Consider the following 25,220-nt stretch of genomic DNA (forward strand, 5'->3'; position numbering starts at 1 on the left):
GGCGTCCTGCCGGGTTACCCACGGATTCAAGCCTGCGTTCGGCCAGCGTGGTTTAACGGGGCGCCTAAGACCAAGATCAAAAGCCAGATCAAGAGCGACTCGCTTCGCATCGTGGTTACGGTTGGGTGCTACGCAGGTGTGTAGATACCTATGCCCCCGATGACGCCGGCCCAGCCAACACAAGACTCAGCGCTTGGGCAGGTAAGCCGGCAAATAAAGCCCCACATACGCATCAAACACCCGCATGCCTTCCTGCGCCATGCGCGGCGTAATCTGCCCATGCTGATGCACCGAGCGCGCATACACGCGGTCGCTCAATTCAAGCGCCAGGGCGAACACATCCACATCGCTCGGTAGTGTCGGCACTTCAAAGTGGCGGTTGAATACCGCCAGCATCAAATCGCCGAGTTCCAGGTCATGCTGACGATCCGCCTGGGTCACTTCAGTCAACCCATGCTGGGCCAGGATCAACTGGCGCGCGGCGGCGTCATGGCTGTAGATGGCGAGCATGCGCTGCTCGACGATGCAGGACAGGTCGCGCCAGGTCTTGAGCGAGTCGTGTTCGATGGGCGCCTGGATGGCCGCGCGAAAGGCGGCGTGCACATCGGCCGTCAACGCCTCCAGCAGTGCCGGCACGCTGGCGAAAAAGTGGTACACCGACGATGGCGGGATCTGCGCCCGTTCGGCCACGCTGTAGATCGACAAACCGGCCACGCCTTCGGCCGCCAGCAAGGCGCGGGCGGCGTCCAGGATCGCGTCGATCCGCGCTTGACTGCGGGCGCGAGGTTTGCGAGGGGCGGCGGTTGTCATGGAAGTCTCCTACAAGGCAGCGGGCATTGTACGCGACCCTAGGATCGTTCCCACGCTCTGCGTGGGAATGCCTCACTGGACGCTCCGCGTCTGCTCTTGGGACGCGGAGCGTCCCTTGATGCATTCCCACGCGGAGCGCGGGAACGAGAGTGCAGCGCAAAAAAAACGCCACAGACCCTCAAGCCTGTGGCGTTTCTTCAACATCGCAACCGCTTACACGGTATGCAGGTACCAGTTGTACTCAAGGTCGGAGATGGAGTGTTCGAACTCCTCCAGCTCGCTTTCCTTACAGGCGACGAAGATATCGATGTATTTGGGATCGATGTACTTGGCCATCACCTCGCTGTCGTCCAACTCGCGCAGGGCATCGCGCAGGTTGTTCGGCAGGCTCTGTTCGTTCTGCTCGTAGCTGTTGCCTTCCACGGGCGCGCCCGGTTCGATCTTGTTGGTCAGGCCGTGGTGCACGCCGGCCAATACCGAAGCCATCAGCAGGTAAGGGTTGGCGTCGGCGCCGGCCACGCGGTGTTCGATGCGCACCGCATCGGACGAGCCGGTCGGTACGCGAATCGCCACGGTGCGGTTGTCCAGGCCCCAGCACGGCGAATTCGGCACGTAGAACTGTGCGCCGAAACGGCGGTAGGAGTTGACGTTGGGGCATAGAAACGCCATCTGGGCGGGCAGGGTCTCGAGCACACCGCCGATCGCGTGACGCAATGCGGCGTTCTGCTCGGGATCCTCGCTGGCAAAAATGTTCTTGCCGTCCTTGTCCAGAATGGAGATGTGCACGTGCAAACCGTTGCCTGCCTGGCCTGGGTAAGGCTTGGCCATGAAGGTGGTGTCCATCTCATGGTCGTAGGCGATGTTCTTGATCAGGCGCTTGAGCAGTACCGCGTAGTCGCAGGCCTTGATCGGGTCGGCCACGTGGTGCAGGTTCACTTCGAACTGCGCCGGGGCACTTTCCTTGACGATGGCATCGGCCGGGATGCCTTGCTCCTTGGCACCTTCCAGAATGTCCTGGAGGCAGTCGACGTATTCGTCGAGGTCGTCGATCAGGTAGACCTGTGTCGAATGCGGGCGTTTGCCGGAGATCGGCGAGCGCGGCGGTTGAGGGCGGCCGTTCACGTTCTCCTGATCGATCAGGTAAAACTCAAGCTCGAAGGCGGCGCAGATGGTCAGGCCCATGTCGTCGAACTTGCTCACCACTTGGCGCAGTACTTCGCGTGGATCGGCGAAGAAGGGTTCACCTTCAAGTTCGTGCATGGTCATCAGCAGTTGCGCGGTAGGGCGCTTTTGCCAGGGTTCATTGCACAGGGTGTCGGGGATTGGATAACAGATTCGGTCAGCATCGCCGATGTCCAGGCCCAGGCCGGTGCTTTCCACCGTCGAGCCATTGATATCCAGGGCAAATAAAGAGGCAGGCAGGTTAATGCCCTTCTCGTAAACCTTGTGGAGGCTGGTGCGTTCGATGCGCTTGCCGCGCACCACACCATTCATATCCGCAATTAGAAGGTCTACGTACAGAACCTCAGGATGATCCTTAAGGAACGCGTTCGCTTCGTTAAGCTGAACGGCACGCGGGGGTACCGACATGATGCAACACCTTTGTTGTTAAAAATATCAATCATTGATCTTTTCTGGTTTCAGTCAACCCGAACGGCATGCCGAAGTCAAGCGAGGCCTTTTTTGCCCTAAAAAAGCGCCGTGGCGCCTTTTTTGGGGCTTTTTAGAGCGGTTTTTTGGGTTTCAGGGTCTTGGGACCAGCCGGCTTGAGCGGGCCGTGTTGTATTTTTTACGGGGGTGTTGTGTAAGAAAATGAACAAGGCTAAGCTCGATTCAAACCCATAACAGCAATAATATCGGGGTGCTTCATGTTTCACCTGCCACCATTGGGTGTCTATGCCTGCTTGAACCGGGCGTTGTCCGCAGTCCTTTCGTCCCGCGTCAATGCTCGCGCACCGGCTAATATTCTTGACGGCCGGTCCGGCCTCTTCTTTGCCATCTCATCCGCCACTGACAAGCCCTTGTCCACCTCGCCGATCAAAATTGCGCACAACTTTGGCGTGAGGAATGCAACGTTGCAGCAAATGGCAGGTAAGCTCCTACCCTGAATGAACACACGACGCGGATGCTGCGTCAACCAACGCCTGGCCTTTAACGGATGCCAGGAAACCCAGCCCAGAGGCATTTATGAGTAACAACCTCGACCAGCTCACCGATTGGTTGAAAGACCACAAGATCACAGAAGTCGAATGCATGATTGGCGACCTCACCGGCATCACCCGGGGCAAGATTTCGCCGACCAACAAGTTCATCGCCGAAAAAGGCATGCGCCTGCCCGAAAGCGTTCTGTTGCAGACCGTGACCGGCGACTATGTCGAAGACGACATCTATTACGAATTGCTCGACCCGGCCGACATCGACATGATCTGCCGCCCCGACCAGAACGCGGTATTCCTGGTGCCCTGGGCCATCGAGCCGACCGCCCAGGTGATCCACGACACCTACGACAAGCAAGGCAACCCGATCGAGCTGTCGCCGCGCAACGTACTCAAGAAAGTCCTCAAGCTCTACGCCGACCGTGGCTGGCAGCCTATCGTGGCGCCGGAGATGGAGTTCTACCTGACCAAGCGCTGCGAAGACCCGGACTTCCCGCTGCAACCGCCGATTGGCCGTTCCGGTCGCCCGGAGACGGGGCGCCAGTCCTTCTCTATAGAAGCCGCCAACGAATTCGACCCGCTGTTCGAAGACGTCTATGACTGGTGCGAACTGCAGGAGCTGGACCTCGATACCTTGATCCACGAAGACGGCACCGCACAGATGGAAATCAACTTCCGTCACGGCGATGCGCTGTCCCTGGCCGACCAGATCCTGGTGTTCAAGCGCACCATGCGTGAAGCCGCGCTCAAGCACAACGTGGCCGCCACCTTCATGGCCAAGCCCATGACCGGCGAGCCCGGCAGCGCGATGCACCTGCACCAGAGCATCATCGACATCGCCACCGGCAAGAACGTCTTCTCAAACGAAGACGGGAGCATGAGCCAGCTGTTCCTCAACCATATTGGCGGCCTGCAGAAATTCATCCCCGAGTTGTTGCCTTTATTCGCCCCCAACGTGAATTCATTCCGCCGCTTCCTGCCCGACACCTCGGCGCCGGTGAACGTGGAATGGGGTGAAGAAAACCGCACCGTGGGCCTGCGCGTACCGGATGCCGGGCCGCAGAACCGCCGCGTGGAAAACCGCTTGCCGGGCGCCGACGCCAACCCGTACCTGGCCATTGCCGCCAGTTTGCTGTGCGGCTACATCGGCATGGTCGAAGGCCATAACCCGAGCGCACCCGTGGTGGGCCGTGGTTACGAGCGGCGCAACCTGCGCCTGCCGCTGACCATCGAGGACGCCCTGGAACGCATGGAAAACAGCAAGACCATCGAAAAATACCTGGGGCAGAAATTCATCACAGGCTACGTCGCGGTCAAGCGGGCTGAGCATGAAAACTTCAAGCGCGTGATCAGTTCGTGGGAGCGGGAATTCCTGCTCTTCGCCGTCTGATGCGCCGGGCGCGCCTTCACATGGCGCGCCCTTCACCGAAAATTCCAGGAGATCGGTATGTCCAGCAACAACCCGCAAACCCGTGAATGGCAAGCCTTGAGCAATGATCACCACCTCGCGCCGTTCAGCGACTTCAAGCAATTGAAAGAGAAAGGCCCAAGGATCATCACCAAAGCCCACGGCGTTTACCTGTGGGACAGCGAAGGCAACAAGATCCTCGACGGCATGGCCGGCCTGTGGTGCGTGGCGATCGGTTACGGTCGCGATGAACTGGCCGACGCCGCCGCCAAACAGATGAAAGAACTGCCGTACTACAACCTGTTCTTCCAGACTGCCCACCCGCCGGTACTCGAATTGGCCAAAGTCATTTCCGACGTCGCACCGGCCGGCATGAACCACGTGTTCTTCACCGGTTCCGGCTCCGAAGGCAACGACACCATGTTGCGCATGGTCCGCCACTACTGGGCGATCAAGGGCCAGCCGAACAAGAAAATCATCATCAGCCGCAAGAATGGCTACCACGGTTCCACCGTGGCCGGCGCCAGCCTGGGCGGCATGACCTATATGCATGAGCAGGGCGACCTGCCGATCCCGGGCATCACCCACATCGCCCAGCCGTACTGGTTTGGCGAAGGCGGCGACATGAGCCCTGAAGAATTCGGGATCTGGGCCGCCAACCAGTTGGAAGAGAAGATCCTGGAACTGGGCGTGGACAACGTCGGTGCCTTTATTGCCGAGCCGATCCAGGGCGCCGGTGGCGTAATAGTGCCGCCTGACAGCTACTGGCCGCGCATCAAGGAAATCCTCGCCAAGTACGACATCCTGTTTGTCGCCGACGAAGTCATCTGCGGCTTCGGCCGTACCGGGCAGTGGTTCGGCAGCGATTTCTACGACCTCAAGCCACACATGATGACCATCGCCAAGGGCCTGACGTCCGGCTACGTCCCCATGGGCGGCCTGATCGTGCACGACGACGTGGTGGCCGTGCTCAACGAAGGCGGCGATTTCAACCACGGTTTCACCTACTCCGGGCATCCGGTGGCGGCGGCGGTGGCCCTGGAAAACATCCGCATCCTGCGCGATGAAAAAATCGTCAGTCGCGTGCATGAAGAAACGGCACCGTATTTGCAGAAACGTCTGCGGGAACTGGCCGACCATCCACTGGTGGGTGAAGTGCGCGGTGTGGGCATGCTCGGTGCGATCGAGCTGGTGCAGGGCAAGGCCACGCGCAAGCGCTACGAAGGCAAGGGCGCCGGCATGATTTGCCGAACCTTCTGCTTCGAAAACGGCCTGATCATGCGCGCCGTGGGCGATACCATGATCATTTCGCCGCCGCTGGTGATCAGCAAGGCTGAAATCGACGAGCTGGTGACCAAGGCCCGCCAGTGCCTGGACCTGACGTTGGCGGCATTGCAGGACTGAGTAGATAAATGTGGGGGCCGGTTGAAAGGGGGCCCCCGAACTTGCCAGACTGTCGTCCTGTTTTGTTGCCCTTTGGCTGGGCCCGAAACATTTACTACGTGCGGCCCAAAAAGAAAAATCGGAGCATCATCCAATGAAGGCATTAGGTTTGAAAAACGCTGGCAAGACCCTCCTCGCCTTGTCCCTGATGGGCGCAATGGCGGGCGTGGCCCAGGCGGACAATAAAGTCCTGCACGTCTACAACTGGTCCGACTACATCGCACCGGACACCATCGCCAACTTCGAAAAGGAGTCGGGCATCAAGGTGGTGTACGACGTGTTCGACAGCAACGAGACCCTGGAAGCCAAGTTGCTGGCAGGCAAGTCCGGCTATGACATCGTCGTACCGTCGAACAACTTCCTGGCCAAGCAGATCAAGGCCGGCGTGTACCAGGAGCTGGACAAGTCCAAGCTGCCTGAGTACAGCAACCTGAACAAATCGCTGCTCAAGGCCGTGTCGGTCAGCGACCCGGACAACAAGCACGCGTTCCCGTACATGTGGGGCTCGATCGGTATCGGCTACAACCCGGAGAAGGTCAAGGCCGCGCTGGGCGTGGACAAGATCGAGTCGTGGGATGTGCTGATGAAGCCGGAAAACATCGCCAAGCTGAAAAGCTGCGGCGTGAGCTTCCTCGATTCGCCGACCGAAATGCTGCCGATTGCGCTGCATTACCTGGGCCTGCCGACCGACACCCAGAAGAAAGCCGACCTCAAGCAAGCCGAAGACCTGTTCCTGAAAATCCGTCCTTCGATTGGCTACTTCCACTCGTCCAAGTACATCTCGGACCTGGCCAACGGCAACATCTGCGTGGCCGTGGGTTACTCGGGTGACATCCAGCAGGCCAAGTCCCGTGCGGCTGAAGCCGGTGGCAAGGTCAAGGTGGCCTACGACATTCCGAAAGAAGGCGCCGGCAGTTTCTTCGACATGGTCGCCATCCCGAAAGATGCTGAAAACGTCGAAGCCGCCTACGCGTTCATGAACTACCTGCTCAAGCCGGAAGTGATGGCTTCGATCACCAACAGCGTGCGTTTCCCGAACGGTAACGAGAAAGCCACCGCACTGGTCGACAAAGACATCACCAGCGACCCGGGCATCTACCCACCAGCGGACGTGCAGGCCAAGCTCTACGCCATTGCCGACCTGCCGGCTGCAACCCAGCGTGAAATGACCCGCAGCTGGACCAAGATCAAATCGGGCAAGTAACGCACAAAACCTGTAGGAGCGAGCTTGCTCGCGAAAAATTCAAGAGCGCTGCGGGGTGCCTGATGCCCCGCATGAGCGTTGACGACCTTCGCGAGCAAGCTCGCTCCTACAGTTAAATGACAGAAAGTTTTTGCCGGATCGGTTTATCGAGGGTAAGTTGCGCGCCGGTTTGTTGCCGGGCAACAACTTGGGCCCAACTATTTAAGAGGACCTCCACTTGCCAATTTTTTTATTTCGCAAAGCCTTGCTGGTGGGTGCAGGTATCACGCTGGCTGTCAGCGTGCAGGCCGCACCGACTGTGCATGTTTATAACTGGTCGGACTACATCGGCCCCGACACCCTGGCCAATTTCGAAAAGGCCACCGGCATCAAGCCCGTGTATGACGTGTTCGATTCCAACGAAACCCTGGAAGGCAAGCTGCTCGCCGGGCGTACCGGCTACGACGTGGTGGTGCCGTCCAACCACTTCCTGGGCAAGCAGATCAAGGCCGGGGCGTTCCAGAAGCTCGACAAGTCATTGCTGAACCACTACGCCAACCTCGACCCGGCGTTGCTCAAGCGCCTTGAGAAAAACGATCCGGGCAATGCGTACGCCGTGCCGTACCTGTGGGGCACCAATGGCATCGGTTACAACGTCGATAAGGTGAAGGAGGTGCTGGGCGTCGACAAAATCGACTCCTGGGCCGTGCTGTTCGAGCCGGAAAACATGAAGAAGCTCGCCAGCTGCGGTGTTTCATTCATGGATTCGGCGGATGAAATGCTGCCCGCAGTCCTCAACTACATGGGCTTGGACCCGAACAGCACCAACCCGGCCGACTACAAGAAGGCCGAGGAGAAGTTGCTCAAAGTCCGCCCCTACGTGACCTACTTCCATTCCTCCAAATACATCTCGGACCTGGCCAACGGCAATATCTGCGTGGCCGCCGGGTTTTCCGGCGATGTGTTCCAGGCCAGGGCACGTGCCGCCGAGGCGGGCAAAGGCGTGAACATCGCCTACGCGATTCCCAAGGAAGGCGGCAACCTGTGGTTTGACGTGCTGGCGATCCCCAAGGACGCCACCAACGTCAAGGAAGCCCACGCGTTCATCAACTATTTGCTGCAACCTGAGGTGATCGCCCAGGTCAGTGATTACGTCGGTTACGCCAACCCCAACCCAGGGTCGGACTCACTGATGGAGCAATCGATACGCACCGACGCAGCGGTTTACCCACCGCAGGCGGTACTCGATCGGACATTCGTCAACGGCGAGCTGCCCCCGACCGTGCAGCGTTTAATGACCCGTAGCTGGACCAAGGTCAAGACGGGCAAGTAAGGCTCAAACTATCCAAGTTCGCTCACCTGGGGCGAACTGCAAATTTGTTGGGAGTTTCGTAAATGGCAGTTGCCTCCGGCGCCTATAAGAAAGCCCTCGAGGGCGACCAGACACCGAAGAAGGTGCTGGTCAAAATCGACCGGGTCACGAAGAAGTTCGACGAGACGATTGCCGTGGACGATGTGTCCCTGGAAATCAAGAAAGGCGAGATCTTCGCCTTGCTCGGCGGATCGGGTTCGGGCAAGTCCACCCTGCTGCGCATGCTGGCAGGCTTCGAACGCCCGACTGAAGGTCGCATCTACCTTGATGGTGTGGACATCACCGACATGCCGCCCTATGAGCGGCCGATCAACATGATGTTCCAGTCCTACGCCTTGTTTCCGCACATGACCGTGGCGCAGAACATCGCCTTCGGCCTGCAACAGGACAAAATCCCCAAGGCCGAAGTGGATGCCCGCGTGGCCGAGATGCTCAAGCTGGTGCAGATGAGCCAGTACGCCAAGCGCAAGCCGCACCAGCTGTCCGGTGGCCAGCGCCAGCGTGTGGCATTGGCCCGCTCCCTAGCCAAGCGTCCGAAACTGCTGCTGCTCGATGAGCCGATGGGGGCGCTGGACAAGAAGCTGCGCTCGCAGATGCAACTGGAGCTGGTGGAGATCATCGAACGCGTCGGCGTGACCTGCGTGATGGTGACCCACGACCAGGAAGAGGCCATGACCATGGCCGAGCGTATCGCGATCATGCACCTGGGCTGGATCGCCCAGATCGGCAGCCCGATCGACATCTACGAAACGCCTACCAGCCGCCTGGTGTGCGAGTTCATCGGCAACGTCAATATCTTCGACACCCAGGTGGTGGACGACGCCGAAGGCCACGCCGTGCTCAAGTGCCCGGACCTGGACCGCGACATTTACGTGGGCTACGGCATCGCCACCTCGGTGGAAGACAAGTCGGTGACCTACGCGATTCGCCCGGAAAAACTGCTGGTCACCACCCAAATGCCGACCTGCGAGCACAACTGGTCCAGCGGCAAGGTGCACGACATCGCCTACCTGGGCGGCCACTCGGTGTTCTACGTGGAACTGCCGAGCGGCAAGCTGGTGCAGTCCTTCGTCGCCAACGCCGAGCGCCGTGGCCAGCGGCCGACCTGGGGTGACCAGGTCTACGTATGGTGGGAAGACGACAGCGGCGTGGTACTGCGCTCATGAACATGAAGAAATTCAAGCGGCGCTTGGATCGCATAATCCCCAATGGCAAGCAGGTGGTCATCGGGATTCCCTTCCTCTGGCTGTTCCTGTTCTTCGCACTGCCGTTCTTCATCGTGTTGAAAATCAGCTTTGCCGAAGCCGATGTGGCGATCCCGCCCTACACCGAGATCTACACCTACGTTGAGCAGAAGCTGCAAGTGGTGCTGAACCTGGCCAACTACAGCTTGCTGGCGGGCGACGAGCTCTACATCGCCGCGTACCTGGGCTCGCTGAAGATGGCCTTTTTCAGCACGCTGCTGTGCCTGCTGATCGGCTATCCGATGGCCTACGCCATCGCCACCGCACGCAAGGAAATGCAAACCGTGCTGGTGTTGCTGATCATGATGCCGACCTGGACTGCGATCCTGATCCGCGTCTATGCGTGGATGGGCATCCTCAGCAACAACGGCTTGCTCAACGGCTTCCTGATGTCCATGGGGTTGATCAACGAACCGCTGCAGATCCTCAACACCAACATCGCGGTGTATATCGGCGTGGTCTATTCGTACCTGCCGTTCATGATCCTGCCGCTGTACGCCAACCTGGTCAAACACGACCAGAGCCTGCTGGAAGCGGCGTCGGACCTGGGCTCAAGCACCTTCAACAGCTTCTGGAAAATCACCGTGCCGCTGTCCAAGAACGGCATCATCGCCGGGTGCATGCTGGTGTTTATCCCGGTGGTGGGCGAGTTCGTGATTCCTGAACTGCTCGGCGGCCCGGAAACCCTGATGATCGGTAAAGTGCTGTGGCAGGAATTCTTCAACAACCGTGACTGGCCGGTGGCGTCCGCCCTGGCGGTGGTGATGCTGGCGATCCTGATCGTGCCGATCATCCTGTTCAACCGCAGCCAGGCCAAAGAGCTGGAGGGCAAGATATGAAGCGCTTTCGTTTCTCCAGCTTCATGCTGGTCGTGGGGTTGCTGTTCATTTACCTGCCGATGCTGATCCTGGTGATCTACTCGTTCAACGAGTCCAAGTTGGTGACGGTGTGGGGCGGCTGGTCGATCAAGTGGTACGTGGGCCTGCTGGACAACACCCAGTTGATGGGCTCGGTGGCGCGTTCCCTGGAAATTGCCTGCTACACGGCGGTGGCGGCCGTTGCGCTGGGGACGCTGGCGGCGTTCGTGCTGACGCGCATCAGCCAGTTCAAGGGCCGCACGCTGTTCGGCGGCCTGGTCACGGCGCCGCTGGTGATGCCGGAGGTGATTACCGGCCTGTCGCTGTTGCTGCTGTTCGTGGCCATGGCGCAGATGATCGGTTGGCCTCAGGAGCGTGGCATCGTCACTATCTGGATCGCCCACACGACATTCTGCGCGGCGTATGTGGCGGTGGTGGTGTCGGCGCGCCTGCGTGAGCTGGACCTGTCGATCGAAGAAGCGGCAATGGACCTGGGCGCACGGCCGTGGAAGGTGTTCTTCCTGATCACCATCCCGATGATCGCGCCATCGCTGGCGGCGGGCGGCATGATGTCGTTCGCACTGTCCCTGGACGACCTGGTACTGGCCAGCTTCGTGTCGGGCCCGGGTTCGACCACCTTGCCGATGGAAGTGTTCTCGGCGGTGCGCCTTGGGGTCAAGCCCGAGATCAACGCGGTGGCGAGCCTGATCCTGCTGGCGGTGTCGCTGGTGACCTTCCTGGTGTGGTTCTTCAGCCGCCGTGCCGAAGAACACCGCAAGAAGGCCATCCAGCAAGCCATCGAAGAAGCCGCAGCGGATGGCTGGCAGCAGCCGGACAAGCGCCGCGCCCCGGCACCGGTCTAACTGCCGGAACCGGATCAAAATGTGGGAGGGGGCAAGCCCCCTCCCACATTTGATTGCATTTCAGGCTGGTTAAGCTGACCACGGCGACTGGCGAATCACCTCGACAAAGTTCATCGGCCTGAACCCCGGCTCCTGATCCACCAGCACATCGGTCTTCACGTTGCCAAACGTGGTCTGCGGGCGATGGCGCAAGCCGTCGGCGAACGCGCAGATGATGCATTCCTTGAACCCCTCAACGCGTGGATGCGCATGCACCACCGCTTCGCGCTGCACCGTGCTGAATGCGGCGTAGTCCATGCCCAGCACATCCATCTCCACCCCGGCAGTCACCAGCGCCACGGTAGGGCGCAAATGCTGCGGTACGCCCGGCGTGGTGTGCAGAGCGATGGACAGCCACACCTGTTCGATATCGTCGTCGCTCAGCCCATACGGCTTGAGAAAGGCGGCGGCCGCGTTGGCGCCGTCCACTTCGAAACGTTCGTTGTCACTGCGATGACCTTCAACCAAACCCAGATCGTGGAACATCGCACCGACGTACAGCAACTCCGGGTTGTAGGCCAGTTGCTTGCGCTCACCGCTCAAAGCGCCGAACAGGAACACCCGGCGCGAGTGGTGGTAGAGCAGGTCTGACTCAATGTCGCGAATGTATTCGGTGGTGGCCCTGGCCAGGGCACTGTCGGGGATTTTGATACCGGCGATGGTGGTGCTCATGGTGGCTCTCCTCTGGAAAGCTCCAGTCTGGTCGTGCACCCGCGCAAGGGCTATTGCGGCGAGGGAGTGATCCCGGCCAATTTGGCTATACATCGTGCCATGCTCAAATCAGCTAGGGTTGTGCCTGCGAAGATCCAAATGTGGGAGGGGGCTTGCTCCCGATAGCGGTGGGTCAGTACCAGATGCAGTGACTGACATTCTGCATTCGGGAGCAAGCCCCCTCCCACAGGGGATTTGTGTTTATCCAGTTAGAAAAAAGGCGTGTCTGACCATGAGCAAAACCGTCGCCATCCTGATCTTCCCCGGCGTCCAGTCACTGGATGTGACCGGGCCGATGGATGTGTTCTGCGAGGCCAACCGCTTCCTGGCGCCCGAAGCGCATTACCGCCTGGAGGTCATTGGCCTCGGCCACGGCACTATGGCGTGCTCGAACGGTTTGTCCTTGCAGGCGCACAAGCACTACAGCGAAGCCCTGCAAGCCTACGACCTGCTGCTGGTCGCCGGTGGTCCGCAGTTGCCCTTTGAAGATTTCGGCCCCCGCTTTGATGACTGGCTGCGCGGCGCCGCTGCCAGGGCACAGCGCTTCGGCTCGATCTGCAACGGCGCCTTCATGCTGGCCCGCGCCGGCCTGCTGGACGGTAAAACCGTCACCACCCATTGGGGTGACGCCGCCGACCTGGCCCGGTTGTGCCCCTCGGCACAGGTCGAGGCCGATCGTTTGTATGTGCAGGACGGCAACCTCTACACCTCGGCCGGGGTCACGGCGGGGATCGACCTGTCGCTGTACCTGCTGGCCCAGGACCACGGCCCGGAAGTCGCATTGAGCGTGGCCAAGCGCCTGGTCGTGTTTACCCAGCGTTCGGGCGGCCAGTCGCAGTTCAGTCCGTTCCTCACGCCCCATGCCGAAGCCACCTCGGCGGTGGCGCTGGTGCAGTTGTACGTGCTGGCGAACCTGACCGGGGATTTGAGCATTGCCGACCTGGCCGGGGCGGCCAATATGAGCGCGCGCAATTTCTCCCGGGTGTTCGCCCGTGAAGCGCGGATCACGCCGGCGGAATTTGTCGAGAGGGCACGCGTGGACGCGGCGCGGGTGATGCTTGAAAGCACTCATGCGCCGCTGAAGACCGTGGCCTATCAATGCGGGTTTCGCGATGCCCAGCACATGCGCAGTGTGTTCAACCGTCGGCTGGGCGTGACGCCGCAGCAGTTCAGGCTCAACTTTGCCGTACATGTGGGAGGGGGCTTGCCCCCGATGGCGGAGTGTCAGGCAAAGATTAGCTGACTGATCCACTGCTATCGGGGGCAAGCCCCCTCCCACATTTGATTGCATTTCAGGCTGGTTAAGGTGACCACCTCACCCCCTCCCATATTTTGACCCAGTGATACTCGGTTATCTGGCAGGCAACAGTTTCAAAGTGCCGCGGGTATTCGCCGTGATTTCTTCTTCACTGAAATGCGCTTGCTCGTACCCGCCTTCGATATAGGTTTGTGCCTGGTCGCTGTAGTGTGCATCAAACGGCACGCCGCTTTGTCCCACCGGGTTGATTGTCAGGGCATGGGCCGCGTCGGCGAAATCGATCAGGCGGCGGGTCGAAGGGCCGTAGGTCACCGGCCAGGGTGCCGGGCCGATCATGGCGGTCTGGTTGTTCGGCACTTCGTGGCTGCCCGGTGCCGCGAAGGGACCGACGTTGAAGAGTTTGTCCAATGGCTTTTGCATGCCCAGCGGGTGGCCGTGGGTCAGGGTGTGCGCTTTGCCCCACTGCCACTGGGACGGGTCATCGCCGAAGGTGGCTTTCAGATGCGCCAGGCTGTTGTCCCAGGCTCGCTTGACGGTGTCGGCCCGCGTGCCATTCCACCAGGGCGAATCCGCGGTGGCGGCCAGGCGGGGTAGGGCGGCGTCGATCACGCGGGTGCCGAGCAGCGTCTTGAACAGGGCGTCGCCCAGTTTCGGGTGGAAGGTCGCATCGGCCAGGTTGAACAGCAACTGGTTGAACAGGGTGGCACTGGTGGACTCCAGTGGGTAGTCGCCTGTCCAGCTTGCCAGTTGTTCCACCAGCTTCAACTGCGCCGGGTCTGTGACCACCTCGCGCAACACCGGCAACAGCGGCGCCAGCAGTCGCGGGCCAAAGGCGGTGGTGGTGCCCAGTTGCAGGGCCTGGCTATTGTTCACATCCCATTTCACGCGGTTGTCGCTCAACTGCGCATTCAACTGCTGGCCACGGTCGGCGAGGTTGTAATAGCCGGGGATTTCCATGCCGCTGGGCGATGCCGGCTGGGCGTTGGCGGAGACCACATAGCCGCGCGCCGGGTTTTCCTCCTGGGGGTTGGCGCTGAACGGGTAGAAGCCCAATTTATCGGCCTGGGCGGTACTGCCGTCGAGGATGAACCCCGGGTTGACGCCGGCCGGGCGTATCGGCAACTGCGCCGCCGCCCACCAGCCGATATCGCCTTTGGCATTGGCCCACACGATATTCAGGCCCGGCGCCGATACCTTGGCCGCCGCTGCGCGTGCCTTGGCCAGGGTGTCGGCGCGGTTGAGCTGGTAGAAGCCTTCGAGGATCGGGTTCTCGGTGTCGAGGAACGCCCACCACATGGCAATCGGCGTGGCGCCGGCCTGTTCACCGAGCACGTCATTGACGATCGGGCCGTGGGGCGAGCGGCGCAGGACGAGCGTGACCGGGGCCTGGCCCTTGACCTGGATTTGCTGTTCGCTGCTGCTCATGTCCACCCACTGGCCGTGGTACCAGACCTGGTTGGGGTTGGCCGGGTTGACCTTCTCGGCGATCAGGTCGAGGTCGTCGTTCTGGAACATGGTCAGGCTCCAGCCGAAATCCAGGTTGTGGCCCAGGAACGCCACCGGCACCAGCGCGTTGTGATAGCCATACAACTCAAAGCCGGGCGCCGACAGCTGCGCCTCGTACCACACCGACGGCACCGAAAAGCGAATATGCGGATCGCCGGCCAGTAACGGTTTGCCGCTTTTGGTACGGTTGCCGCTGATGGCCCAGGCGTTGCTGCCTTCCAGTTGCGGCAAGCCGTTGTCGGCCAGGGCCTGTTCGCTCAGGCGGGCGAGGGCGCCGAGGGTATTCCAATCGCCGGCCGTCAGGTTGAGTGCGCCTTTGGGTTGCCAGTCCAGGTCGAACACCTTGAGGTAGTCGCTGCCCAACTGGTCGCGCACGTAAGTCAGCACCGGTTCGGTACGAAAGGCTGCGGCGAAGCTGTAGGCCATATACCCGGCGACACTGATGGAGTCCTCGGCGGTGAAGGGCCGCTTGGGAATGCCCAGTACGTCGAACTCCATCGGGCTGGCGTGGCTGGCCTGGTATTGATTGATCCCGTCCAGATAGGCTTGCAGGGCCTTCCAGGCGTCCGAGTCAGGGTTCATGTGCTCGACGTAGCTCAGGGCACGCTCGCGAATGCGCAGGCTGCGAAACAGCTTGTCGGTCTCCAGCAGCTTGGGCCCCAGCACTTCGGCCAGTTCGCCACGGGCCAGGCGGCGCATGATTTCCATCTGGAACAACCGGTCCTGGGCATGCACATAGCCCAGCGCGCGGTACAGGTCGGCTTCGTTCTCGGCACGGATATGCGGCACGCCACGGTCGTCGTAGCGCACGGTGACCGAGCCTTGCAGGTGCGCCAGCGTGACCGTGCCCTGGCGGCCGGGTTGCTTGCTGTAGACATACCCGCCGGCGCCAAGGGCAACCAGCACAACCAGCACCACGAGAGCCAGCAAGACACGCTTCATCGACTTTCCTTACCCAGAATGGACAGACTACGGTTGCTCAGGCCACGAACAATAGCAGCCCACCGCCAGGGTGTGCGTGGCGTTGATTTCGCGCCCGGCTTGCAGGGCCTTGAGGATCGGCTCGATAAAGCTGTTGCCGGCATTGCAGGTCAACCCTTCACTGTACGGGCCGAAATACGCGAGCTTGCCCGTACGGTCCCAAATGCCCACGGCCGGGCTGGCCGGTACCTGGTCGGCGCCGGGCAGGGCCTCGAGGGTTTTCATCCGGCGCAGATTGTCCGGCAGGGCGCCGTGGCTGCCGGCTTTTTGCAGGGCATAGAACTCGACGCCTTGCGGCGCGTAGTGCTCGATCAGCTCACCCAGGTGTTGCTGGTTACCGACATTGCACGGGCAGGCCGGGTCCCAGAAGTGCACCAGGCGAATCGGGCCAGGGCCGCTGAGTGCGGCGGGCAGTTGCAGCGCATCCCCGGAAAACACCGCCGTATGCTCGCTGAAGGCGCGCAGGTAACGGCCCTGGAACCAGTCATACGCGGCCCACAGCACGCCGGCGCAGATAATCAGCACCAGGCTGGTGAACAAGGCAGTGCGGTAGGGCTGTCGCATTCAGAGGTATCCTCGCGGGTCGCGTAGCTTGCCATGCTTGTCCTGACAGATGAATATCGCAGCTCGATATTCATCTTCGCCGTCAGTCTGGAAGCCTTTATGCCCGTCACCTTTGACCCTGATCATCTGCGCGAAAGCTTGCAGCCCCTGATGCATGCGCAGCCGCTGTCAGCCGAGGCGCGGGTATACCAGCGGTTCTACGGGTTGGACCTGCCGGCCCGCAAGGCCGTGAGCCGCCTGGGGCGTATGGAGGTGGCCGGGTTCGAGGTGGTTGCGCAGGTGTGGTGGCCTTCGGCGCCGGTGGCAACGATGTTCATGTTCCACGGCTTCTACGACCACATGGGACTGTATCGCCATGCCGTGGACTGGGCGCTGGAGCAGGGCTTTGTGGTGATCGCCTGCGACCTGCCGGGCCATGGCTTGTCCAGCGGCATACGGGCCAGCATCGATGATTTTGCGGTGTACCAGCACGTGGTGCAGGCCTTGTTCGCCGAAGCCGCGGCGTTGCAACTGCCGCAACCCTGGCACCTGTTCGGGCAAAGCACCGGTGGCGCAATCGTGGTTGACCACCTGCTCAACCACGGCGACGAAAGCCCGGCCCAGGGCAAGACGTTCCTACTCTCGCCCCTGGTACGTCCGCGAGCCTGGGGTTGGTCGCAGCTCAGCTATTACCTGCTGCGCCCGTTCGTCAAAGGCATCGCGCGACGTTTCAGCGATAACTCCAACGACCCGGCATTCAGGCCTTTTCTCGAAGCCGACCCGTTGCAGCCGCGCCAACTGCCCACCGCCTGGGTGGGCGCGCTGGCGTGCTGGATCAAACGCATCGAAGCCGCACCCCGCAGCGTTCGGCGGCCAGTGATCGTGCAGGGTGAGGAGGATATGACGGTGGATTGGCGGCACAACTTGCAGGTGCTGCGCAGTAAGTTCGATCGGCCTGAGGTGTTGATGCTCAAGCGCGGCCGGCATCATTTGGCCAATGAGATCCCCGAGATTCGCGAGGAGTACTTCAATTTTCTTACGCAGCAACTGAAGTAACACAATCCAAATGTGGGAGGGGGCTTGCCCCCGATAGCGGTGGGTCAGTCAACTTATGTGTAGCTGATCCATTGCAATCGGGGGCAAGCCCCCTCCCACATTTTTATTACTGCGCCAGGCTTGAGGTGCTCTGGCCGACAGCCAGTCCCGCACGGATGGCCGCCAGCGCCGCCTGATAATACGCCTTCCCCTCCGGTGATTCGGCAAACGTCGCGAACTCTTCCAGCTCCGGGTCGGACAAGTCCCGATAGACGTACAGCAGCGTGTTATTCAGATCCTTGTCGATCTGCTGCATCAAGCGCTCACGCTGCCCATTCAACATGCCCTGGGCCTGACCGCCGCCCAGCAGGCCGGGGATCATCTGGCTCAAGCTGTCCGCCGCCACGCCGGCAATCGCCAGGCTGACTTCGGCGCCCGCTTCACGCGCGGGCAGAGCCTGGGCCAGGTGGCCGATGATCAGGCTGCGGGTGGCGTCGGCCTGGATTTTCGGCAGGCCCTGGGCGTTTTTCGCCAATTGGTCGCGACGCGTGGCGAGCAGCTCGGCGGCGACAATCTTGCGGCCCAGGGGCGATTGGAAAAACGCGAGGGCCGGTTTCGGGTCCGCCAGGTGCTTGCGCAATTGCGCTTCGGCACGCTGGTCCATGGCCTGGGCCGCGAAACGTTTGCTGCTGTTGTCCACCAGCGCCTGGTACACCGCCGGCGGCAGGCTGTTGCGGTAGCGCTGCTGTGCGGCAGTGAGGGCGTCGTTGAAGTGCGCACGTTGTTCGGCCCAGCCGGCGACTTTGTACAACTGGTCATGGCCGTCTGCCCAGGCGGGTAAAACGCAGAACATCAGCAAGGAAAAAAACAAACGACGCATAAGGACTCCTGTCAGTCGGCCACTATTGTCCGTGTCGGGCGTAGGATTTGTCGAGAAGTCCTATCAGTCACCTGACTAAAGTGTATTCGGGCGCTCGACGGCGCTGTCGGATTCACAGGCGTATGGATACTATGCGCGCCATGCAAACACCCCTCGATCACCCGCTGCTGCAACGCATTGTCGACGACCTGGCCGAAAAAGGCTGGTCGCAGCAGAACGCCTTCCTGCCCCAGGCTCTGACCCTGGAGCTGGCGGCCGAGTGCCGTAAACGTGCGGCCGAAGGTGAGCTTGCCCCGGCGGCCGTGGGGCGCGGGCCGGCCCAGGAAATTCGCGAGGGGATTCGCGGCGATCATATCCAATGGCTGGAAGAGGGCGACGCCGCCGTCTGCGACACCTACATGGCCGTGATGGACAGCCTGCGCCTGGCGATGAACCGTGGCCTGTTCCTCGGCCTGGAAGACTTCGAAAGCCACTTCGCGATGTACCCGCCCGGGGCGTTCTACCTCAAGCACCTGGACCGTTTTCGCGACGATGACCGGCGCATGGTCTCGGCCGTGATTTATTTGAATGACGCCTGGCTGCCCGAACACGGCGGTCAGTTGCGCATGTACCTCAAGGGCGGCATCGAACATGACGTGCTGCCCGCCGGCGGCAGCCTGGTGGTGTTCCTGTCGGGCGAGGTGCCCCACGAAGTCCTGCCCGCCACGCGCGAACGCCTGTCCCTGACCGGCTGGTTTCGTAGGCGCGGCAACGAGCCGTTCTGAGCAGGCAAAAGGCTCCGATCCATCCCTCAAGTCTTGCCTGGAACACAATGTGGGAGGGGGCTTGCCCCCGATAGCATTCTGTCAGTCAGCACATTTGATACTGATACACCGCCATCGGGGGCGAGCCCCCTCCCACATGGGTTATCGCGTATTCCCGTCGAGCCACTTCTCTTCCAGCGCCTTTAACCGACCATCGTCCTTCACCCGTTTCAACGCCCCGTCCAGGCTGCTCTTGAACGCAGGGTTGCCCTTCTGAAACGGAATCGCCAGTTCAGGTTTGTCGTTATACGCGGCGCTGAAATCGAAACGATCCTTCAGCTCGGCAGTCATAGCGATATGGTTGATTGCCACGTCGTATTTGCCGGTCGCCACGCCGTTCAGCAGGTCGGCATCATCGGTGGTGATAAACGAAGGGCGAACGTCCATTTCCTTGGCCAGTTGCTCGCCCAGCTCCACTTCAAAGCCGGTGAGTTTGTCGCCTTCCTTGAAATTGAAGGGCGGGGTATTGGCTTCGAGGGCGATGCGCAGTTCACCGCGATCATTGACGTCGTCGATCAGCTCGGCGTGAGCCCAGGGGCTCAGAAGGGGAAGCAACAGTAACAGGCCAGGCGAGAAGCGCATGGTCACTCCTAAGGAATTCGGATGTACGAGGCGCTGTTCAGCATCGTTTTGCTATGGTGTTGAGTGCCTTGGACAGCAATTTGCCGCGAAGTTGTCATAACCCTACAGATTTCACAGAAAAACTGGAGAAGCGAATGAAAGCCCTTTTGTCCCGTGCAACCCTGGCCAGCCTGTTGCTGGGCGCTTCGATGTTGGCGACCGCCGCTGACGGTATCCCGCGTAGCGCTCCACCTGAAGGTGCCAAGGTGTTTATCGTTTCGCCGAAAGACGGCGCCACCGTCGATAAAACCTTTACCGTGAAATTCGGCATGGAAGGCCTGAAACTGGCACCGGCCACCGATCAGACGCCCGGCACCGGCCATCACCACCTTCTGATCGACCAGAAAGAACTGCCGGATGCAAAACTGCCGATCCCGGCCACCGACACCGTGATCCATTACGGCAAGGCCCAGACCGAGACCGAATTGACCCTGACCCCCGGCAAGCACACCTTGCAACTGGTGGCCGGCGACAAGCTGCACATGCAGTTCAACCCGACGGTTGCCTCGAAAGTCATCACGGTTAACGTCAAGTAAGCGTTGTGCAGACTGATCGTTCCCTCGCTCCGCGTGGGAATGCATCCCGTGACGCTCCGCGTCGCCATCTCGCACGTGCCTGGTTATTCACTGAGAGCAGGACGCAGAGCGTCCCGAGCGGCATTCCCACGCAGAGCGTGGGAACGATCAAAAGGCGAAAAAAAGGGAGACCCGCCGGGTCTCCCTTTTTTGTGCAGCGTTTAAAGCGTTAGAACAACACGCGGCTACGAATCGTGCCGTTGATGTGCTGCAGCTTCTCTTGCGCCAGGTCCGAGTACTCGGCGTCGACGTCGATTACCACGTAGCCGACCTTCTCGTTGGTCTGCAGGAACTGACCGGAGATGTTGATGCCGTTTTCCGCGAAGACCTTGTTGATCTCCATCATCACACCCGGAATGTTCTGGTGGATGTGCAGCAGACGGTGCTTGCCAGGGTGAGCCGGCAGGGCCACTTCCGGGAAGTTGACCGACGATACCGAGGTACCGTTGTCGCTGTACTTGACCAGCTTTTCCGAGACTTCCAGGCCGATGTTGGCCTGGGCTTCAGCGGTGGAGCCGCCGATATGCGGGGTCAGGATCACGTTGTCCAGGCCGCGCAGCGGGCTTTCGAAGATGTCATCGTTGGAGCGTGGCTCCACCGGGAACACGTCGATGGCGGCGCCGATCAGGTGCTTGTCCTTGATCGCGTCGGCCAGGGCGTCCAGCTCGACCACCGTGCCGCGTGCGGCGTTGATCAGGATCCCGCCTTTCTTGATCGCACGGATTTCCTTCTCGCCGATCATCCACTGGGTCTCGGCGGTTTCCGGAACGTGCAGGGTGACGATGTCGGACATGCCCAGCAGCTCGGTCAGGCTCGACACTTGCGTGGCGTTGCCCAGCGGCAGCTTGGTCAGGGTGTCGTAGAAGAACACCTGCATCCCTAAGCCTTCTGCCAGTACCGACAGCTGTGTGCCGATCGAACCGTAACCGACGATCCCCAGCTTCTTGCCGCGAATTTCGAAGGAATTGGCCGCGCTCTTGATCCAGCCGCCACGGTGGCAGGACGCGTTCTTCTCGGGGATACCGCGCAGCAGCAGGATGGCCTCGGCCAGCACCAGCTCCGCAACGGAACGGGTGTTGGAGTAGGGTGCGTTGAACACCGCGATACCGCGCTCGCGCGCCGCGTTGAGGTCGACCTGGTTGGTGCCGATGCAGAAACAGCCGACGGCCACGAGTTTCTTGGCGTGGTCGAAGATCTCTTCGGTCAGCTGAGTGCGGGAGCGAATGCCGATAAAGTGCGCGTCGGCGATCTTTTCCTTGAGCTGGGCTTCCGGCAGAGAACTGGTGATGTACTCAATGCTGGTGTACCCGGCGGCTTTCAGAACGTCGACAGCCGATGGGTGGACGCCTTCCAGAAGAAGGAACTTGATCTTGCTCTTATCGAGAGAAGTCTTGCTCATCTGCGTAAACCTGTATCCCGGAGAAAAATGGCAGGGAATCGAGCAGCGCAAGCTGACCCGGACGGCAGGAAAGCCGTCACCGCAGAAACGCCCTTGGGCTCTGTCCTGCGGGGGCGGTATGCTAGCATACGCGCCCCGCTAAACACCTATTCCTGCGACGTGAAGCGTTCTCAGGATGACCATGAATTGTTCGAGAGTTCTGTCGATGACCCATCCTGCCCTGATTGATGAGCTGAAGACCCTGGTTGAGCCCGGCAAAGTGCTGACCGACGCCGACTCCCTGGAGGCTTACGGCAAGGATTGGACCAAGCACTTCGCGCCCGCGCCATGCGCCATCGTGTTCCCCAAGACCACCGAGCAGGTGCAGGCCATCGTCCGTTGGGCCAATACCCACAAGGTGGCGCTGGTGCCGTCCGGCGGCCGCACCGGCCTGTCGGCGGCGGCCGTTGCGGCCAATGGCGAGGTGGTGGTGTCGTTCGACTACATGAACCAGATTCTCGACGTGAACCTCACCGACCGCACCGCCAAGTGCCAGCCGGGCGTGGTCACCAAGCAGTTGCAGAACGTCGCTGAAGAACACGGCCTGTACTACCCGGTGGATTTCGCATCGTCCGGTTCCAGCCAGATTGGCGGCAATATCGGCACCAATGCCGGCGGGATCAAGGTGATTCGCTACGGCATGACCCGCAACTGGGTGGCCGGGATGAAAGTGGTCACCGGCAAGGGCGATGTGCTGGAACTGAACCGCGACCTGATCAAGAACGCCACCGGCTACGACATGCGCCAGCTGTTCATCGGCGCCGAAGGCACCCTGGGCTTTGTGGTGGAAGCCACCATGCGCCTGGACCGTGCGCCGAAAAACCTCACGGCCATGGTGCTTGGCACCACCGACTTCGACTCGATCATGCCGGTGCTGCACGCCTTCCAGGGCAAGCTCGACCTGACCGCGTTCGAATTCTTTTCCGACAAGGCCCTGGCCAAGGTCCTCGGCCGTGGCGATGTGCCGGCGCCGTTCGAGACCGAATGCCCGTTCTACGCACTGCTGGAATTCGAAGCCACCACCGAAGAAGTCGCCAATCACGCCCTGGAAACCTTTGAGCACTGTGTCGAGCAGGGCTGGGTGCTGGACGGCGTGATGAGCCAGAGCGAAACCCAACTGCATAACCTGTGGAAACTGCGCGAGTACATCTCCGAGACGATCTCCCACTGGACGCCGTACAAAAACGATATTTCGGTCACCGTTTCCAAGGTGCCGGCGTTCCTCGGCGAAATTGACGCAATCGTCGGCGAACACTACCCGGATTTCGAAATCGTCTGGTTCGGTCACATCGGCGACGGTAACCTGCACCTGAACATCCTCAAGCCGGAAAACCTGAGCAAGGACGAGTTCTTCGCCAAGTGCGCCACCGTGAACAAGTGGGTGTTCGAGACCGTCGCCAAGTACAACGGCTCGATCTCCGCCGAACACGGCGTAGGCATGACCAAGCGCGATTACCTGACCTACAGCCGTTCGCCGGTTGAAATCGAATACATGAAAGCAGTGAAAGCCGTGTTCGACCCCAACGGGATCATGAACCCTGGCAAGATCTTCGCTGTTTAACCGCCCCTGAAGGAGTCGTTTCATGAGCTACCAGCACAAGTACGTCGACGGCACCAACATCCACTTTCCAATGGGTAAAGTGGTGTGCATCGGGCGTAACTACGCCGAGCACGCCAAGGAACTGGACAACCCGGTACCCACCGAGCCGCTGCTGTTCATCAAGCCGGGCAGTTGCGTGGTGCCGCTCGAAGGCGGTTTCGCCATTCCAACCGAGCGCGGTTCGGTGCATTACGAAGCGGAGATCGCGGTGCTGATCGGCAAGCCGTTGTCGAACAAGCCAAGCCGCGAAGAAGTGCTGGACGCCATCTCCGGCTTCGCCCCGGCCCTGGACCTGACCCTGCGCGACAAACAGGCGGAGCTCAAGGCCAAGGGCCTGCCATGGGAGATCGCCAAGTCGTTCGACGGCGCAGCGGTGATCGCGCCTTTCGTGGTGAGCAGCACGTTCGCCGACGTGACCGATATCGGCATTCGCCTGACCATCAATGGCGAAGTGCGTCAGAACGGCAACAGTGCGCAGATGCTCAACCCGATCGTGCCGATGATCCAGCACATGGCCGGCTGCTTCTCGCTGCAGGCCGGTGACGTGATCCTGACCGGCACACCGGCGGGCGTCGGGCCGCTGAATGTCGGTGACAAGCTGGTGCTGGAGTTGTCGGGCGTGAACCGCTTCGAAAGCGTGGTGCGCTGATTTTTTCATGACGAAGTGCGGTAAAAATGTGGGAGGGGGCTTGCCCCCGATTGCAGTGTGTCAGCCAGCAAATCTGTGGCTGACACTCCGCTATCGGGGGCAAGCCCCCTCCCACATTTGATTGTGTACATCTGCCAAAACCGGTGTTTTTGCATTTTTTTCACACGTCACCCGGATAATCCCGATCCTGTGCTATTCCCTACCGCTGACTTTCCGGAAAAAAGCGCCCCATGGCCGTGCCTCTGCCCACTTCCAAACCTACGCTTCGCTCGCGCCTGACCATGCGCTGGTATTCCTGGGTGTTCCTGGCCGGTGCGATCCTGTATGGCATCGCCTGGGCCATGCACTGGGACGATCGGGGTGTGCTGTGGGTGCTGGAGGGTTTTGAAAGCCCGGCCGAACGCCGGGAAAGTGTGTGGCTGCCGGACTATCGCGTGGTCATCGACGCCAAGCTGCTGCCCGGTATGGAGAAGGATGAGGCTTCGGACCTGTCCTACAACCCCCAGACAAAAACCCTGTTTTCCGTGATGGGCAAGAACCCGTTCCTGGTGGAGCTGAGCCTGCAAGGCGATGTGCTGCGCAAGATGCCGCTCAATGGCTGGAACAACCCGGAAGGCGTGACGGTGATGGAAAACGGCCTGATGGCCGTGGTCGATGAGCGCCAGCACAGCCTGACCCTGATCAAGGTCGATGCAGGCACCACGGCGTTGAACAAGGCCGATTTCCCCAGTTATGACCTCGGCCCGTCCAAGGACCAGAACAAAGCCTTCGAAGCCATTACCTGGGACAAGCGCAACCAGCAGCTCGTGCTGGGCGAAGAGCGCCCACCGGCGCTGTTCACCTGGAAAAGCGATGGCAGCCAGACCCTGGCAGGCGACAAGCAAAAACTGGCCAGCACCGAGCTTGATATGCGCAACCTCTCGGCGCTGGCCGTCGACCCGCGTACCGGGCATCTGCTGGTGCTGTCGGCCGACTCCCACCTGTTGCTGGAGCTGGACGAGAAGGGTGAGCAAGTCAGCTTCATGACCTTGCTGGGCGGTTTCAACGGCCTGAAGGACACCATCCCGCGTGCCGAAGGCGTGACCATGGACGAGAGCGGTACGCTGTATATCGTCAGTGAGCCGAATCTGTTTTATCGTTTTGAGAAACAGAAATAACGTACGTTTACGTCAGGCATTTCTCAAATAGCGGCATTCGACAGGCATCCCGGCGCGTTTAAGTTTAAATTCAGGCGACCTTGATATC

Annotated in this window: 22 protein-coding genes; 14 read left to right on the top strand and 8 right to left on the bottom strand. The window is 60.7% G+C overall.

What is annotated here, in order from left to right:
• Nucleotides 1-186: 186 nt before the first annotated feature.
• The gene (locus tag BFP90_RS18295; RefSeq protein WP_065893885.1) at nt 187-810 is read right to left on the bottom strand and encodes a TetR/AcrR family transcriptional regulator; all 624 of its coding nucleotides are present in this window, start codon (nt 808-810) and stop codon (nt 187-189) included.
• Nucleotides 811-1,023: 213 nt separating this feature from the next.
• Nucleotides 1,024-2,400, bottom strand: a complete 1,377-nt coding sequence (locus BFP90_RS18300) for a glutamine synthetase family protein (RefSeq protein ID WP_003176781.1) — start codon at nt 2,398-2,400, stop codon at nt 1,024-1,026.
• A gap of 597 nt (nt 2,401-2,997) precedes the next feature.
• Here BFP90_RS18300 and BFP90_RS18305 point away from each other — a divergent pair.
• From BFP90_RS18305 to BFP90_RS18335, 7 genes are all read left to right on the top strand, one after another.
• On the top strand, nt 2,998-4,356 hold the full coding sequence (locus BFP90_RS18305; RefSeq protein WP_057723413.1) for a glutamine synthetase family protein: 1,359 nt from the start codon (nt 2,998-3,000) through the stop codon (nt 4,354-4,356).
• A 57-nt stretch (nt 4,357-4,413) separates the two neighbouring features.
• On the top strand, nt 4,414-5,778 hold the full coding sequence (locus BFP90_RS18310) for an aspartate aminotransferase family protein (RefSeq protein ID WP_065897653.1): 1,365 nt from the start codon (nt 4,414-4,416) through the stop codon (nt 5,776-5,778).
• A gap of 148 nt (nt 5,779-5,926) precedes the next feature.
• On the top strand, nt 5,927-7,021 hold the full coding sequence (locus BFP90_RS18315) for a polyamine ABC transporter substrate-binding protein (RefSeq protein ID WP_065887081.1): 1,095 nt from the start codon (nt 5,927-5,929) through the stop codon (nt 7,019-7,021).
• A gap of 217 nt (nt 7,022-7,238) precedes the next feature.
• Nucleotides 7,239-8,333, top strand: a complete 1,095-nt coding sequence (locus BFP90_RS18320; RefSeq protein WP_065897654.1) for a polyamine ABC transporter substrate-binding protein — start codon at nt 7,239-7,241, stop codon at nt 8,331-8,333.
• 62 nt (nt 8,334-8,395) lie between these two features.
• Nucleotides 8,396-9,538 carry an ABC transporter ATP-binding protein gene (locus BFP90_RS18325; protein ID WP_057723416.1) on the top strand — a complete coding sequence of 381 codons (1,143 nt, stop codon included), beginning with the start codon at nt 8,396-8,398 and terminating at the stop codon, nt 9,536-9,538.
• A complete protein-coding gene (locus tag BFP90_RS18330; RefSeq protein ID WP_065887049.1) occupies nt 9,535-10,455 on the top strand; it encodes an ABC transporter permease subunit in 921 nt (306 codons plus the stop codon). The genes BFP90_RS18325 and BFP90_RS18330 overlap by 4 nt, the downstream gene beginning before the upstream one ends.
• The gene (locus BFP90_RS18335; protein WP_057723417.1) at nt 10,452-11,336 is read left to right on the top strand and encodes an ABC transporter permease subunit; all 885 of its coding nucleotides are present in this window, start codon (nt 10,452-10,454) and stop codon (nt 11,334-11,336) included. The genes BFP90_RS18330 and BFP90_RS18335 overlap by 4 nt, the downstream gene beginning before the upstream one ends.
• Nucleotides 11,337-11,405: 69 nt before the next feature.
• Here BFP90_RS18335 and BFP90_RS18340 read toward each other — a convergent pair whose 3' ends face one another.
• Entirely contained in the window at nt 11,406-12,047 is a 642-nt protein-coding gene (locus tag BFP90_RS18340) for an HD domain-containing protein (protein WP_065897655.1), read from the bottom strand.
• 271 nt (nt 12,048-12,318) lie between these two features.
• On the opposite strand from BFP90_RS18340, the gene BFP90_RS18345 reads away from it, so the two are divergent.
• Nucleotides 12,319-13,329 carry a GlxA family transcriptional regulator gene (locus BFP90_RS18345; RefSeq protein WP_065897656.1) on the top strand — a complete coding sequence of 337 codons (1,011 nt, stop codon included), beginning with the start codon at nt 12,319-12,321 and terminating at the stop codon, nt 13,327-13,329.
• A gap of 108 nt (nt 13,330-13,437) precedes the next feature.
• On the opposite strand, the gene BFP90_RS18350 is transcribed toward BFP90_RS18345, so the two are convergent.
• Nucleotides 13,438-15,792 carry a penicillin acylase family protein gene (locus BFP90_RS18350; RefSeq protein ID WP_065897657.1) on the bottom strand — a complete coding sequence of 785 codons (2,355 nt, stop codon included), beginning with the start codon at nt 15,790-15,792 and terminating at the stop codon, nt 13,438-13,440.
• A 27-nt stretch (nt 15,793-15,819) separates the two neighbouring features.
• A complete protein-coding gene (locus BFP90_RS18355) occupies nt 15,820-16,395 on the bottom strand; it encodes a DUF6436 domain-containing protein (RefSeq protein ID WP_065893878.1) in 576 nt (191 codons plus the stop codon).
• 99 nt (nt 16,396-16,494) lie between these two features.
• Here BFP90_RS18355 and BFP90_RS18360 point away from each other — a divergent pair, with 99 nt between their 5' ends.
• A complete protein-coding gene (locus BFP90_RS18360; RefSeq protein WP_065897670.1) occupies nt 16,495-17,430 on the top strand; it encodes an alpha/beta hydrolase in 936 nt (311 codons plus the stop codon).
• Nucleotides 17,431-17,536: 106 nt separating this feature from the next.
• Here the strand turns inward: BFP90_RS18360 and BFP90_RS18365 are convergent, their stop codons facing one another.
• On the bottom strand, nt 17,537-18,289 hold the full coding sequence (locus BFP90_RS18365; protein WP_065893877.1) for a DUF2059 domain-containing protein: 753 nt from the start codon (nt 18,287-18,289) through the stop codon (nt 17,537-17,539).
• Nucleotides 18,290-18,420: 131 nt separating this feature from the next.
• On the opposite strand from BFP90_RS18365, the gene BFP90_RS18370 reads away from it, so the two are divergent.
• Nucleotides 18,421-19,053 (top strand): 2OG-Fe(II) oxygenase, encoded by a 633-nt coding sequence (locus tag BFP90_RS18370; RefSeq protein ID WP_065897658.1) that lies wholly within the window; start codon nt 18,421-18,423, stop codon nt 19,051-19,053.
• Between the two features lie 141 nt (nt 19,054-19,194).
• On the opposite strand, the gene BFP90_RS18375 is transcribed toward BFP90_RS18370, so the two are convergent.
• Nucleotides 19,195-19,674 carry a transporter substrate-binding domain-containing protein gene (locus tag BFP90_RS18375; protein ID WP_065897659.1) on the bottom strand — a complete coding sequence of 160 codons (480 nt, stop codon included), beginning with the start codon at nt 19,672-19,674 and terminating at the stop codon, nt 19,195-19,197.
• Nucleotides 19,675-19,808: 134 nt separating this feature from the next.
• Here BFP90_RS18375 and BFP90_RS18380 point away from each other — a divergent pair, with 134 nt between their 5' ends.
• The gene (locus tag BFP90_RS18380; protein ID WP_065887058.1) at nt 19,809-20,249 is read left to right on the top strand and encodes a DUF4399 domain-containing protein; all 441 of its coding nucleotides are present in this window, start codon (nt 19,809-19,811) and stop codon (nt 20,247-20,249) included.
• 208 nt (nt 20,250-20,457) lie between these two features.
• Here the strand turns inward: BFP90_RS18380 and serA are convergent, their stop codons facing one another.
• On the bottom strand, nt 20,458-21,687 hold the full coding sequence (serA, locus tag BFP90_RS18385; RefSeq protein ID WP_003176761.1) for a phosphoglycerate dehydrogenase: 1,230 nt from the start codon (nt 21,685-21,687) through the stop codon (nt 20,458-20,460).
• A 205-nt stretch (nt 21,688-21,892) separates the two neighbouring features.
• Here serA and BFP90_RS18390 point away from each other — a divergent pair, with 205 nt between their 5' ends.
• The 3 genes from BFP90_RS18390 to BFP90_RS18400 all read left to right on the top strand — a co-directional run bounded on the left by BFP90_RS18390 (nt 21,893) and on the right by BFP90_RS18400 (nt 25,132).
• Nucleotides 21,893-23,287, top strand: coding sequence for an FAD-binding oxidoreductase (locus tag BFP90_RS18390; RefSeq protein WP_065893874.1), 1,395 nt, complete (start codon nt 21,893-21,895; stop codon nt 23,285-23,287).
• Between the two features lie 22 nt (nt 23,288-23,309).
• Nucleotides 23,310-23,975: a fumarylacetoacetate hydrolase family protein gene (locus tag BFP90_RS18395; RefSeq protein ID WP_065887060.1), complete on the top strand. Its 666-nt coding sequence runs from the start codon at nt 23,310-23,312 to the stop codon at nt 23,973-23,975.
• A 230-nt stretch (nt 23,976-24,205) separates the two neighbouring features.
• Nucleotides 24,206-25,132 (top strand): SdiA-regulated domain-containing protein, encoded by a 927-nt coding sequence (locus BFP90_RS18400; RefSeq protein WP_065887061.1) that lies wholly within the window; start codon nt 24,206-24,208, stop codon nt 25,130-25,132.
• Nucleotides 25,133-25,220: the final 88 nt, after the last annotated feature.

Source organism: Pseudomonas sp. 24 E 13 (assembly GCF_900004715.1).
GTDB classification, from domain to species: Bacteria; Pseudomonadota; Gammaproteobacteria; order Pseudomonadales; family Pseudomonadaceae; genus Aquipseudomonas; species Aquipseudomonas orientalis_A.